The 13,415-nt window shown below is 63.5% G+C and carries 9 protein-coding genes; 7 read left to right on the forward strand and 2 right to left on the reverse strand.

What is annotated here, in order from left to right:
• Positions 1-6 precede the first annotated feature (6 nt).
• Positions 7-2,070, forward strand: coding sequence for a M3 family metallopeptidase (locus BLU15_RS09980; protein ID WP_090295190.1), 2,064 nt, complete (start codon positions 7-9; stop codon positions 2,068-2,070).
• A 17-nt stretch (positions 2,071-2,087) separates the two neighbouring features.
• Here the strand turns inward: BLU15_RS09980 and BLU15_RS09985 are convergent, their stop codons facing one another.
• A complete protein-coding gene (locus BLU15_RS09985) occupies positions 2,088-3,563 on the reverse strand; it encodes a glycosyl transferase family protein (protein ID WP_090295192.1) in 1,476 nt (491 codons plus the stop codon).
• Positions 3,564-3,728: 165 nt separating this feature from the next.
• Between BLU15_RS09985 and BLU15_RS09990 the strand changes: the two genes are divergently transcribed.
• Positions 3,729-5,882, forward strand: coding sequence for a TonB-dependent receptor domain-containing protein (locus BLU15_RS09990; protein WP_090295440.1), 2,154 nt, complete (start codon positions 3,729-3,731; stop codon positions 5,880-5,882).
• Between the two features lie 88 nt (positions 5,883-5,970).
• On the opposite strand, the gene BLU15_RS09995 is transcribed toward BLU15_RS09990, so the two are convergent.
• Positions 5,971-7,143 (reverse strand): dihydrodipicolinate synthase family protein, encoded by a 1,173-nt coding sequence (locus BLU15_RS09995; protein WP_089044270.1) that lies wholly within the window; start codon positions 7,141-7,143, stop codon positions 5,971-5,973.
• Positions 7,144-7,440: 297 nt separating this feature from the next.
• On the opposite strand from BLU15_RS09995, the gene BLU15_RS10000 reads away from it, so the two are divergent.
• From BLU15_RS10000 to BLU15_RS10020, 5 genes are read left to right on the forward strand one after another with little or no spacing between them, the layout of a single operon-like run.
• Entirely contained in the window at positions 7,441-8,481 is a 1,041-nt protein-coding gene (locus BLU15_RS10000; RefSeq protein ID WP_090295193.1) for a LacI family DNA-binding transcriptional regulator, read from the forward strand.
• Positions 8,478-9,479, forward strand: a complete 1,002-nt coding sequence (locus BLU15_RS10005; protein ID WP_090295195.1) for a Gfo/Idh/MocA family protein — start codon at positions 8,478-8,480, stop codon at positions 9,477-9,479. The genes BLU15_RS10000 and BLU15_RS10005 overlap by 4 nt, the downstream gene beginning before the upstream one ends.
• A 4-nt stretch (positions 9,480-9,483) precedes the next feature.
• Positions 9,484-11,103, forward strand: a complete 1,620-nt coding sequence (locus tag BLU15_RS10010; RefSeq protein ID WP_090295197.1) for an acyl CoA:acetate/3-ketoacid CoA transferase — start codon at positions 9,484-9,486, stop codon at positions 11,101-11,103.
• Complete coding sequence (locus BLU15_RS10015; protein WP_090295199.1) at positions 11,096-11,875, forward strand: enoyl-CoA hydratase/isomerase family protein; 780 nt, start codon at positions 11,096-11,098, stop codon at positions 11,873-11,875. The genes BLU15_RS10010 and BLU15_RS10015 overlap by 8 nt, the downstream gene beginning before the upstream one ends.
• Positions 11,875-13,383 carry an aldehyde dehydrogenase family protein gene (locus BLU15_RS10020; protein ID WP_090295200.1) on the forward strand — a complete coding sequence of 503 codons (1,509 nt, stop codon included), beginning with the start codon at positions 11,875-11,877 and terminating at the stop codon, positions 13,381-13,383. The genes BLU15_RS10015 and BLU15_RS10020 overlap by 1 nt, the downstream gene beginning before the upstream one ends.
• The last annotated feature ends 32 nt before the right edge of the window (positions 13,384-13,415 follow it).

Consider the following 13,415-nt stretch of genomic DNA (forward strand, 5'->3'; position numbering starts at 1 on the left):
TTTCTGATGACCACCAGCACCCCGCTCAATCCCGCGCTCACCGCATGGACCGGCCACGAAGGCCTGCCGCGTTTCGACCTGGTGAAGGACGAGGATTTTGCTCCGGCGTTCGACGCGGCTTTCAGGGAACATGAGGCGGAGATCGACGCGATTGCCGAAAACCCGGCGGCGCCGACCTTCGAAAACACGATCATTGCGCTGGAGATCGCCGGTGACGGACTGTCGCGCGTATCCTCGATCTTCTGGAACAAGGCCGGCGCCGACACCAACGAGACGATCCAGGCGCTGGAGCGCGATATCGCGCCGAAGATGTCCCGGCACTATTCGAAAATTGGCATGAATGCGGCGCTCTTCAAGCGCATCGACACGCTGTGGGAAGGGCGCGCAGGGCTTGGCCTCGATCTTGAAGCGACGCGCGTACTCGAGCGCCACTGGAAGGGTTTCGTCAAATCCGGCGCCAAGCTCGCAAAGCCCGAGCAGGAGCGGCTGGCAGCGATCAACGAGAAACTCGCCGGCCTCGGCGCCAGGTTCGGGCAGAACGTGCTCGCCGATGAGAAGAGCTGGGTTCTGTTCTTGGAGAGCGAGGAACAGCTCGCCGGCCTGCCGGACTTCCTGCGCGACGCCATGGCGGCGGTTGCCGAAGACCGCGGCCAGAAGGGCAAGTACGCCGTCACCCTGTCGCGCTCGATCATCGAACCGTTCCTGACCTTCTCCGACAATCGCGAGCTTCGCGAGCAGGCCTTCCGCGCCTGGATCGCGCGCGGTGAAAATGGCGGCGACACCGACAATCGCGGGCTGATCACCGAGATGCTGGCGCTGCGGGCCGAAAAGGCGAAGCTGCTCGGCTATGATAACTTCGCGTCGCTGAAGCTCGACGATACCATGGCGAAGACGCCCACTGCCGTGAACGGCCTGCTGATGCAAGTCTGGGAAAAGGCGGTTGCCCGCGCCCGCGAGGAAGAGGCCGAGCTTGCCCGGCTTGTTGCCGACGAGGGCCGCAATCACGACGTCATGCCTTGGGACTGGCGCCATTACGCCGAGAAGCTCCGCGCCGAAAAGTTCAATTTCTCCGAAGGCGAACTCAAGCCTTACCTGCAGCTCGAAAAGATCATCGAGGCCTGCTTCGATGTCGCCAAGCGTCTGTTCGGCATTACCGCGACGGAGAAGAAGGGCATTGCCGCCTACCATCCCGACGTGCGCGTCTTCGAGATCAAGGATGCATCCGGCAAGCTGGTGGCATTGTTCCTTGGCGACTACTTCGCCCGGTCTTCGAAGCGCTCCGGTGCGTGGATGAGTTCGTTCCAGTCGCAGCACAAGCTCAAGCTGAAGAACGGCGCCGAAGGCGAGCTGCCGATCATCTACAACGTCTGCAATTTCGCCAAGCCCGCCGAGGGCAAGCCGGCGCTGCTGTCGCTCGATGATGCCCGAACGCTCTTCCACGAGTTCGGGCACGCATTGCATGGCATGCTATCCAACGTCACCTACCCTTCGGTGTCCGGCACGGGTGTGTCGCGTGACTTCGTCGAGCTGCCGTCGCAGCTTTACGAACATTGGCTGACGGTGCCGGAGATCCTGAAGCGTTATGCGGTGCACTACCAGACGGGCGAGCCGATGCCGCAGGCGCTGCTCGACAAGGTGCTGGCGGCGCGAACCTTCAACTCGGGCTTCGCCACGGTCGAGTTCACGTCGTCCGCACTGGTCGATATGGCCTATCATACGGCCGCGGTGACGGCGGAACCGATGGCGCTCGAAGCCAAGAAGCTCGATGAGATCGGCATGCCGAAATCCATCGTCATGCGCCATCGCAGCCCGCACTTCCTGCACGTCTTCTCGGGCGACGGCTACTCGGCCGGCTACTATTCCTACATGTGGTCGGAAGTGCTCGACGCCGATGCCTTCGCCGCCTTCGAGGAAACCGGCAACGCCTTCGATCCGGCCATGGCCGCCCGCCTCAAGGACAACATCTATTCGGTCGGAGGCTCGATCGATCCGGAGGATGCCTACAAGGCCTTTCGCGGCAAACTGCCGAGCCCGGATGCGATGCTCGCGAAAAAGGGCCTGGCTGCCTGAGCCACGCCGATTTCCGATCACGCCATCCGGCGTGATCGGTTGTTCCAAAGTCCCCGCACTGTCTCGCAAGCAGCCTCGAAGTCGTCGTGATTGCGCAGACTGACAAGGGCGGCAGCCGCCGTCGTAATGATGGTGGTTTCCGCGCGCTCGTCGCGGGCAGCACCAGTCCAAACCGCCTGCCAGTATTCGCGGCTGCTCAAGCCGGTGCGCGGTTCGGCCGGCGGCGCGATTTTCGCGGGAATGATGACTTCGGAGGCTTCGCCGCCGACAAGGCGGAAAAGGGGCGTCTGGCGGTAGGGCGTGAACTCAGCGTGGTCGCGGGTGTTGCCGAGGATCGTCAACTCTCTCGTGCCGAGCAGCATGGCGATGTCGCGGCTGAGCGTGCGGCTCGAGGGATTGGCGACGCCGAGAAGGCTTGTCCGTCCGCCCATCGGATTGATGAGGTGTATGGCGGCGTTTAGCGGCATGCGCATCTCCATCAGCCGATAGAGCCCCAGCAAGCGATAGACCTGCGGCGCAAAGGCCGAGAGCGGCAGATAGGCGATGCCTGCCGACCGAAGCGCTGTCTTGGCGGCCGTGATCGACGTGCAGATCGGGATGCCGGCTGCGGAAGCGGCCACCTCCAGCTTGTACCGATCCGTACCCTCTTCACCGTAGCTTCCATGCAGCACGACGCGATGCCCGGCATCGACGACAAGCCGTGCCGCATGCAGGAACCAGGGCGCAGTCTTCAATTTGGGCGAGAGGTAGCAGGGCCAATCGAGGTCGGCGATGCCGTTTCCCGGTTCAATTGCGCCGATATGGCGGCGCATGGCGCGCACGAAACCGGCCACCTCCACCGCCGTCGGTCCGCGATAATGCAGCACCGTCATCAGCGCACCGATCTGCACCGGGTCCGCTTCGCCGGCAAGGATGATCGCCAGCGCGTCCTCGGCCTCCTCTTCGCTCAAGGGGCGGCTGCGGCCGGCGCCGGTGCCGACAGTCGCGATGCAGCGAGCCAATCGTCGTTCAGGGGCGGCATCGTCGCCGATTTCGGCCAGCTTTGCGGCGAACTGTTCCGGTGCCGGCTCCCCCTCAAGCAGGCGGCTTGGCCGGACCGCCAGCGGTGGTGCGTCGGTCAGTGCCTGCCCTTCCCAGCCGGCGTGACCTGTCTGTGTGGGTGCGGACGCGGAGCCAGCGGCGCGTGCGTCAAGCAGGGCTTCGGTCTCTGCGGCAAGAGCGCGCACGCGTAGCCGCAGAGACTCGGCAAGCGGGGTCGGGCGCAGGCCATGACCTGTGCGCAGGAACAGCGGATCGGCATAGTCCTCACGCAATTGACCGAGCAAGCGGCTCATTGCCGAGGGCTGCAGACCGACGCTTGAAGCGGCACGGCTGACGCTGTTTTCGCGTAGCAGTGCGTCCAGCGCCAGGAGCAGGCGCAGCTTGCTCAGATCCGTCTGACGTTCGTTGGACGCCGACGCGCCTCCTGTCACGCTCGCCGTTGCTTTCGCCATGGTTCCGTCCCGCCTTTCTGTCTCATCCGGCATATTCGCGGGCGCTGTTTTGCGTCGTTTCGTATTTGGAACGGTTCCAAAACAGCGTCGTTGACCGTCTCCCTCGCCAATAACTAAGTGGAGTTCATTACTCAAGATATATGCGGGGCGAAGATGATGAAGCGGATGGGGCCTGAGACCGAAACCGAGGGGCAGCGGCAAGGGGACCGCTGGAACCGGTGCGGCTCGGCCGGATGGTCACGTCGTTTCGTCTGCGCCTGCCTCGCCGGCACGGCGCTGACGGTGCCGACGGAAGCCTTGGCACAGAAGGCCAAGGAAAAGGAGAAGGAGAAGGCGACCGAACTCGAGCAGATTGTGGTGACGGCGACCGGGTTCGAGCAAAACGTCAAGGATGCGCCGGCGAGCATCACGGTGATCTCGGGCGAAGACCTGCAAAAGCGGTCGTTCCGCGATCTCACCGATGCGCTTCGCGACGCGCAAGGGGTTGCGGTGACAGGTGTCGCCAACGAGCGCGACATCTTCATCCGCGGCCTGCCCGGCTCCTACACGCTGATTCTTGTCGACGGAAAGCGCCAGAGCACGCGTGACGCGCGCACCAATGGCAACTCCGGTTTCGAGCAGAGCTTCATTCCGCCGGCCGCCGCCATCGAGCGTATCGAGATCGTCCGTGGGCCGATGTCGTCGCTCTACGGTTCCGATGCCATGGGTGGGGTCATCAACATCATCACCCGCAAGGTCGCCGACAGCTGGACCGGCTCGTTCACCACCGACGGCACGATGCAGCAGCACAAGCAGTTCGGCAATTCGGGCCAAATGTCGTTCTACACCAGCGGGCCGATCCTGAAAGACACGCTCGGCGTACAGATCTGGGGCCGCGGCCTGAAGCGCAGTGAGGACAGGTTCCTTTCCGGCATCACCGGTTCGAAGGAACACGATCTGACGGCGCGGCTTTCCTATACGCCGAACGAGGATCATGACTTCTTCCTCGAAGGCGGGACCGCACGGCTTCGCCGCGATGCCAATGTCGGCAAGACGATCGAGCCCGGACCGCGCGCGGTCAGCACCTACAACGACAACGACCGCGATCACTGGTCGTTCTCCCATACGGGCCGCTGGGGACCGACGACGTCTGACTTCTCCATCCTGCAGGAATGGGCGGAGCGCCGGACCTACAACTACAGCCAGGCAGACGGTCGCTTCGTCAAGCAGCCGCGCGCGCCCGAGGTGCGCAACACCGTCATCGACGGCAAGTTCACCACCCCCTTCGATCTCGGCGGCAGCCACACGCTGGTGACTGGCGGGCAATATTTCGAGGCGCGGCTTTCCGACCAGAACCCGGGTCGACGCACGGGCTTGAACGAGACCTTCTCGGCGACGCAATGGGCGCTGTTTGCCGAAGACGAATGGCGCATGGTCGATGACTTCGCGCTGACCACGGGCCTGCGTCTCGATCATCATGAGGAATATGGCTACCACTTGAGCCCGCGCATCTACGGCGTCTGGAACGCGACCGACATGCTGACGGTAAAGGGCGGCATTTCCACCGGCTTCCGTGCGCCCGATATCCGCAGCATCGCGCCGGGTTATGCCTATACGACCGGCGGTGGCGGTTGCTCTTATGGTCCGACCGGCACCTGCGGCGTGATCATCGCCGACCCGAACCTGAAGGCCGAATCGAGCACGAGCTATGAAATCGGCGCGGTTTGGGACAATGGCGACGTCATTCTCGGTGGTACCTATTTCTATACGGATTTCCGGGACAAGATCTCCAACTCGATGGTGCTGGATTCGGCCGGCAATCCGGTGCGCTGGAGCGAGGACCCGAACTACCGCCTCTGGTACAACTACAATATCGACGACGCGATCATTCAGGGCGTCGAGCTCACCGCGACCTGGAATGCGACGCCGGATCTGACACTTCGCGCGAGCTACACCTACACGCAGTCCGAACAGAAGACCGGCACCTTTGCCGGCTTCCCGCTGGCGCGCACGCCGGAACACATGGCCAATCTCAGGGCTGATTGGTACACGCCGGTCGAAGGGCTAGAAGCCTGGGCTTCCGTCAGCTATCACGGCGAAGAGATCGCCGCCGGCCCGCGCATCGGCACCAACGGCAAGCCGGTGACGATCAACGGCCAGCAGGGCCGCAAGTACGACGCCTATACGACGGTCGATATCGGCACGAAATATGATGTCGGCGAGGGCCTGACGCTGAACGCCGCGGTCTACAATCTCTTCGACAAGGAAGTCGAGCAGACCGATTTCAACACGGTCATGGAAGGCCGCCGCTTCTGGATGAGCCTAACGGCAACATTCTGATCATCCGGCCGGCCCCTGCCCGGCTCCCGATCGAAAACAGACGGCGCCGGGAAGGCGCCGTCTGTCATTTCTCAAGCGCCGCTCTTTCTCAGGCGCTTTGGTCCACGCCGAGGGTCGATAGCAGGCTTTTCATTCTCTGGAGCGCCAGTTCCGGCCGGTCGAGCACATTGGCGCGGTCGGCGAGGCGGAAGATATCGGCGTAGTGCAGCACCCCGCGGGCGGACTGCATGCCGGCGGGCATGGTGAAGTGGCGCTGGTGGCCGTTCAGCCAGGCGAGGAGAACGACGCCGGCCTTGTAATACTGTGTCGGCGCCTCGAAGATCTTGCGGGACAGGGGCACGGTCGGCTCGATCACGCCGCGGAAGGTGGCGAGATCGTCCTTCGCCAGCGCCGCGAGTGCCTTGGAGGCGGAGGGCGCCACCGCATCGAAGATGCCGAGCAGCGCGTGGCTGTACTTCGTGCCGTCGCCCTCGATCAGCTCGGCATAGTTGAAGTCGTCGCCGGTAAAGCAGAGCACGCCTTCGGGCAGGCGATTGCGCAGTGCCACTTCCTTGGCGTTGTCGAGCAGCGAAATCTTGATGCCTTCGACCTTGTCGCGGTTGGCTTCGATGATCGAGAGCACCGTATCGAGCGCCTGGTCGAAATTCTCCGAACCCCAATAGCCCCGAAGTTGCGGATCGAACATGTCGCCGAGCCAATGCAACACCACCTTGTGCCTGGTCTGGCCGAGGATGCGGCCATAGACGAGGCGATAGTCGTCGGCCGATCGCGCGACGCGGGCGAGCGCCCGGCTTGCCATCATGATCGCCCTGCCCCCCTCGCCTTCGACGAAGCCGACCTGTTCCTCATAGGCGGCAATCACATCGTCAAGCGAGCGTGCATCGGTGGGCGCAAGATGGTCGGTGCCGGCGCCACAGGCAAGATCGGCGCCCGCTACCTGCCGCGCATCGCTGAGCGATCGGCGGATCAGCTCCTGCGCGCCCGGCCAGGCAAGGCCCATGCCGCGTTGGGCGGTGTCCATCGCCTCGGCGATTTTGAAACCCAGGCTCCAGAGGTGATGGCGAAACGCCATCGTCACGTCCCAGTCGATCGCCGGGTTGCCCCAGGGATCGAGATCCTTGAGCGGATCCGAGACCACATGGGCGGCCGCATAGGCGATGCGGTTGAAGGTCGGCGGCGTGTTGGGCCGTTCGATCGGCGTTCCGGTCAGGCGATACTGTTCAAGCGAGCCGTCTTGGCGCGGCAGCGTCAGGCTTGTCATTGGGGTTGGTCTCCTCCGCGGACGTTTGTCCTGGAATACTTTGGATCGTTCCAAATGGCAAGCGGCAATGTTTTTCAGGCGAGGCGATCCTCCTCCAGGCGATTGCGGATCTCCAATAATATCATTGAAATTCAATTAAATAATCCGTCAAACCGCAGATCGCGACGCTTCTCAAGGTGCCTTTTGTCTAGACCGAGCGCGGCTGGACGGGAAAAAAGTGATCAACCAACTCTTGACGAAATTGGAACGTTCCAATTATGAAAGAAGAAAGCAGGCAGAAGAATTCGGGAGGATGCTGTGGTTAAGGAGAGGGTAACGGTCATCGATATTGCGCACGCTGCCGGCGTGTCGAAGTCGACCGTGTCGCTCGTTCTTCAGGGCAGCTCGCTCGTCAATGAGGCGACGCGCGCCAAAGTGAATGCCGCCATCCGCGATCTCGGCTATGTCTATAATCGCGGTGCTGCCAATCTTCGGCAATCGAAGTCCAAGATCATCGGCATCGTCGTCAACGATCTCACCAACAGCTTCTTTGCGGAACTCGCCGTCGGCGTCGATGCGGTCGTGCAATCGGCAGGCTTCGTGCAGTTTCTTGCCAATACCGGCGAAAAGATCGAGCGCCAGCGCGAAGTGGTCGCGTCGATGCGCGAGCATGGCGTTTCCGGCCTGATCATCTCGCCGGCGCGTGGCACCGAAGCGGCCGATCTTGCGCCTTTGGTCGAGAGCGGCATTCCCGTCGTGCTCGTCGTCCGCGACATTGCCGGTGCAAATGTCTCTTCGCTGATCTCCGACAACCACGCTGGTGCCGTGGCCGCGGTGCGTCATCTGATCGAACGTGGTCACCAGCGCATCGCCTTCCTCGGCGGCTTTTCCGACACCGCCGTCTTCGAGGCGCGCATGCGCGGCTACCGCGATGCGCTCGTCGAGGCCGGCATGCCGGTTTCGGAATCGCTGATCATCGGTTCGGCGCCGTCGCGTGCCGGCGGGGTGACGGCGGTGGAGCAGGCGATGATGCTCGCCGACCGGCCGACGGCCGCACTCTGCTTCAATGATGCGGTCGCTTTCGGCGTCTGCGATGGCCTGAGGGCCCGGCGGCTTGAGCCGGGTGCCGATTTTGCCGTTATCGGTTTCGACGACGTGATCGAGGCGAAGACAGCAGTTCCGGCGCTGACGACGGTGTCCGTCGATCCGCAAGGCATGGGCCAACGGGCGGCCGAACTGCTGTTGAAGCAGATCAAGGCCGGTAAGGCGGAGCCGGAAGCCATCGTCGGTTCGGTTCGTCTCGTCGTTCGCCAGAGCTGCGGCGCTGCAATCGAGAGAAAAAGGGAGGCACTGGCATGACACGGTGGGGTCTGATCGGCGCAAGCACGATTGCGCGCGAATGGGTGATCGGCGCAATCCGCGCCGCCGGAGGCGAGGTCGTCTCCGTCATGAGCACGAGCGCGGAGCGCGGCGCGGCTTACGCCGAGGAGAACGGCATCGCCAAGTCGGTGACCACTGTTGCCGAACTCGTCGGCGATCCCGATGTCGATGCCGTCTATGTCTCCACCACCAATGAACTGCATCGCGAGCAGACGCTGGCGGCGATCGCTGCCGGCAAGCACGTGCTCTGCGAGAAGCCGCTGGCGATGACGCTGGAGGATGCGCGCGACATGGTGAGCGCAGCGCAGGAAGCGGGTGTCGTTCTTGCTACCAACCACCACCTGCGCAATGCCGCCAGCCACCGCGCAATGCGCGATGCGATCGCCGAGGGCAGGATCGGCCGGCCGATTGCAGCCCGCGTCTTCCACGCCGTCTATCTGCCGCCGCATCTCCAGGGCTGGCGACTGGAGAGGCCGGACGCCGGCGGCGGCGTCATTCTCGACATCACCGTGCATGACGCCGATACGCTGCGCTTCATCCTCAACGACGATCCGATCGAGGCCGTTGCCATCAGTCACAGTGCCGGCATGGGCAAGGAAGGCCTGGAGGATGGCGTCATGGGTGTCATCCACTTCCGCTCCGGCGTCATCGCACAGTTCCACGATGCCTTCACCACCAAATACGCAGAGACCGGTCTTGAGGTGCATGGCACCGAAGGATCGCTGATCGGCCGCAACGTGATGACGCAGAAGCCGACAGGCACGGTGACGCTGCGCAACGCCGATGGCGAGAGCGAGCTGACGCTCGACCACCGCAATCTCTACGAAACAGCGCTTTCCGCTTTCCATGCCGCTGCCCGGGGCAACGGCCGTCCATCTGCGACGGGCGAGGATGGCGTCTGGTCGCTGGCAACGGGCCTTGCCGTCGTCAAGGCGGCGGCCACCGGCCGGGCCGTGGCGATCGAAACGGGACTTTGAACTCATGTCGATGAAAAAGCACATCTCGCCGGCCGAAGCGGCTGCCCTGATCCCGGATGGCGCGGTGGTTTCGGTCTCCTCGTCCAGCGGCCTCGGCTGCCCGGATCTGATGCTCAAGGCGATCGGCGAGCGGTTCGAGACGACCGGCCACCCACGCGACCTGACGACGCTGCATCCGATTGCCGCCGGCGACATGAGCGGCATCAAGGGCGTCGACTATATCGCCAAGAAGGGTCTGCTGAAGAAGATCATCGGCGGCTCCTATCCCTCGGGTCCGTCGAGTGCGGAACCGCCGTTGATCTGGCAGATGATCGGCGCTGACGAGGTGGCGGCCTACAACGTGCCCTCCGGCATCCTGTTCGACATGCACCGCGAGGCCGCGGCCAAGCGCCCGGGCGTGATGACCAAGGTCGGCCTCGACACCTTCGTCGATCCGTCGCGCGAAGGCTGCGCCATGAATGCTTCGGCCGCGGCTGAGCCCATGGTTAAGAAGGTCTCGTTCGAAGGCGAGGACTGGCTCTATTTCAAGGCGATCGCGCCGCAAGTGGCGATCATCCGCGCGACGACGGCGGACGAGCGCGGCAATCTCACCTATGAGCACGAGGGCGCCTATCTCGGTGGTCTCGACCAGGCGCTCGCTGCCCGCAACAATGGCGGCATCGTCATTGCCCAGGTCAAGCGCATCACCAAGGAAGGCTCACTGAAACCCCACGACGTGCGCGTGCCGGGCGTGCTGGTGGATTATGTCATCGTCGATCCCGACCAGAAACAGACGACCCAGACGCTCTACGATCCGGCGATTTCCGGCGAGATCTTCCGGCCGCTCGACAGTTTCCGGGTGCCGGAATTCAATATCCAGAAGGTCATTGCCCGCCGCGTGGCGCAGGAGCTTGAAGCCGGCAGCGCCGTCAATCTCGGCTTCGGCATTTCGGCCAATGTGCCGCGCATCCTGCTCGAAGAGGGGCTGCACGGTGCGGTCACCTGGGTGATCGAGCAGGGCGCTGTCGGCGGTGTGCCGCTGCTCGACTTCGCCTTCGGCTGCGCCTCCAATGCCGATGCCTTCATGCCCTCGCCCTATCAGTTCACTTATTTCCAGGGCGCCGGCTTCGATGCCTCGCTGCTCTCCTTCCTTGAGATCGATCGCAACGGCTCGGTCAACGTGTCGAAACTCTCTTTCCGCCCGCATGTGACGGCCGGCGCCGGCGGTTTCGTCGACATAACGGCACGGGCGAAGAAGATCGTCTTCTCCGGCATGTTCAATGCCGGCGCCAAGCTCGCGGTCGCCGACGGCAAACTGGTGATCGAAAAGGAAGGCAAGCTAAAGAAGCTGGTCAACGAGGTCGAACACGTCACCTTCTCAGGCCGTCGCGGCATCGAGCAGGGCCAGGACATCACCTATATCACCGAGCGCTGCGTGATGAAGCTGACGCCCGAGGGCGTGATGCTGACCGAGATCGCGCCGGGAGTCGACCTGCAGGCGCATATTCTCGACCAGTCGGAATTCCCACTGATCGTTTCCGACAGACTGAAGACCATGGATGCGGGTCTGTTCCAGGATGCATTGCTTGGTCTTGAACTGCCGAAGAAGCCGGCGCGCCGGCTTCAGGGAGGCGACCGTGGCTGAAGGCCGTATCCGCATCGAGGTTGATGGACCGATCGCGACCATGACGGTTGCCCGTCCGGACAAGCTCAATGCCTTCGATATCGACATGCTGAAGGCGTTGGCATCGGCTTGCGACGAGATTGAAGCCGACCGCAATGTGCGTGTCGTCATCCTCACCGGCGAGGGCAAGGCATTTTCGGCCGGCGGTGACATCAAAGCCTGGGGCGGTATGGATGCGCCTGCCTTCGGGCATGACTGGGTACGGTTCGGCCACCGCGTGTTCGAGCGGCTGGCGACGCTGCGCATGCCCGTCATCGCCGCTCTTAACGGCCATGCGCTTGGCGGTGGGCTGGAACTGGCGGCGGCCGCCGATATCCGGCTGGCCGAAGCGCAGATCAAGATCGGGCTGCCGGAGACGAGCCTCGGCATGGTGCCCGGCTGGTCGGGCACGCAGCGCCTCGTCTCTCGCTTTGGCGCCCAGATCGTCAGGCGCATGGTGCTGGGCGGCGAGATGTTCACCGCCGAGGCTGCTCTGCGCGAAGGTCTGGTCGATGCCGTCGTCGAGACCGGCACGGTGCTTTCAGCTGCCCGCGATTATGCGGCGCGTGTCGCCAAGCGCGGGCCTGCGGCGCTCGAGATTTCGAAACTGATGCTCGCTTCGGCGAATGGCGAAGACAACGGATCCGCAGTCGAAGCGCTCGGCTCGATCCTTGTCGCCAAGACCGGCGACCTCAAGGAAGGTGTCGTTGCCTTCTCCGAAAAGCGTGAAGCCCAATTCAAGGGAGAATGGTAATGACCGTGCTCGTGAAACCCAAGCCGATCGACGGCCAAAAGGTTCGCGCCTTCCAGATGCTGATCGACGGCAAATGGGTGGACAGCGCCGAGGGCCGTACGATCGAGCGCGTGGCGCCGGGCCACGGCGTCGTCGTCAGCCGCTATCAGGCGGGCACCAAGGCCGACGCCGAAAAAGCGATTGCTGCCGCACGCCGTGCCTTCGACGAGGGCACCTGGCCGCGCATGACCGCTTCGCAGCGTTCGCTGGTGCTTTTGCGCGCAGCCGATATCATTGCCGAGCGCGCCGATGAGCTTGCCTATCTCGATGCGATCGAATCCGGCAAGCCGATCAGCCAAGCCAAGGGCGAACTCGGCGGTGCCGCCGATATCTGGCGCTACGCCGCGGCTCTCGCCCGCGATCTGCATGGCGAAAGCTACAACACGCTCGGTGACGGTACACTTGGCGTCGTGCTGCGCGAGGCGATCGGTGTCGTCTCGATCATCACGCCCTGGAATTTCCCGTTCCTGATCGTCAGCCAGAAGCTGCCCTTTGCGCTGGCCGCTGGCTGCACCACTGTCGTCAAGCCGTCCGAGCTGACCTCGGCCTCGACGCTGCTGCTCGGTGAAATCCTCGAAGCCGCCGGCGTTCCCGCCGGCGTGGTCAACATCATCACCGGCACGGGGCCGGAGGTCGGCGCGCCAATGACGACGCATCCGGATGTCGACATGGTGTCCTTCACCGGCTCGACCGGCGTCGGCCGCCTGACCATGGCCAATGCTGCCCAGACGCTGAAGAAGGTCTCGCTGGAACTCGGCGGCAAGAACCCGCAGATCGTTTTCCCCGACGCCAATCTCGACGAATTCATCGATGCCGCCGTCTTCGGCGCCTATTTCAATGCCGGCGAATGCTGCAATGCCGGCTCGCGATTGATCCTGCACCGTGACATCGCCGACGAGGTGACGCGCCGCATCGCCGAGCTCTCGGCCAAGGTGAAGGTCGGCGATCCGCTCAATCCGGAAACCCAGGTCGGCGCAATCATCACGCCGCAGCATCTGGAAAAGATCGCCAGCTATGTTTCTGCTGCTTCCAAGGATGGCGCTGCGGTTGCCCATGGCGGCACCGCGCTCGATCTCGGCATGGGCCAGTTCATGGCGCCGACGATCCTTTCTTCCGTGCGCCCGGACATGGCGGTGGCGCGCGAAGAAGTGTTCGGCCCGATTCTCTCGGTGCTGACCTTCGAGACGACGGAAGAGGCGATCGGCATCGCTAATGCGATCGACTATGGTCTTTCGGCCGGGGTGTGGAGCCGCGACTTCGACACCTGCCTGACGATCGGCCGCCGCGTGCGCGCCGGCACCATCTGGATGAACACCTTCATGGATGGTGCGTCGGAACTGCCCTTCGGCGGCTACCGCCAGTCCGGCCTCGGCCGCGAACTCGGCCGGCATTCGGTCGAGGATTACACCGAGACCAAGACGCTCAACATGCATATGGGGCCGCGTACCGGCTGGTGGATGCCGCGCTAAGGCTGAAACAGGGGAGGAGAGGACATGCGGAC

It is taken from the genome of Ensifer sp. YR511 (genome assembly GCF_900103045.1).
Classification (GTDB): Bacteria; Pseudomonadota; Alphaproteobacteria; order Rhizobiales; family Rhizobiaceae; genus Ensifer; species Ensifer adhaerens.

Bases quoted from the DNA above. Each gene is read 5' to 3' on its own strand.
- BLU15_RS10020 (WP_090295200.1), top strand. From the start codon at position 11,875: ATGACCGTGCTCGTGAAACCCAAGCCGATCGACGGCCAAAAGGTTCGC.
- BLU15_RS10005 (WP_090295195.1), top strand. From the start codon at position 8,478: ATGACACGGTGGGGTCTGATCGGCGCAAGCACGATTGCGCGCGAATGG.
- BLU15_RS09995 (WP_089044270.1), bottom strand. From the start codon at position 7,143: ATGACAAGCCTGACGCTGCCGCGCCAAGACGGCTCGCTTGAACAGTAT.
- BLU15_RS10010 (WP_090295197.1), top strand. From the start codon at position 9,484: ATGTCGATGAAAAAGCACATCTCGCCGGCCGAAGCGGCTGCCCTGATC.
- BLU15_RS09985 (WP_090295192.1), bottom strand. From the start codon at position 3,563: ATGGCGAAAGCAACGGCGAGCGTGACAGGAGGCGCGTCGGCGTCCAAC.
- BLU15_RS09990 (WP_090295440.1), top strand. From the start codon at position 3,729: ATGGGGCCTGAGACCGAAACCGAGGGGCAGCGGCAAGGGGACCGCTGG.
- BLU15_RS09980 (WP_090295190.1), top strand. From the start codon at position 7: ATGACCACCAGCACCCCGCTCAATCCCGCGCTCACCGCATGGACCGGC.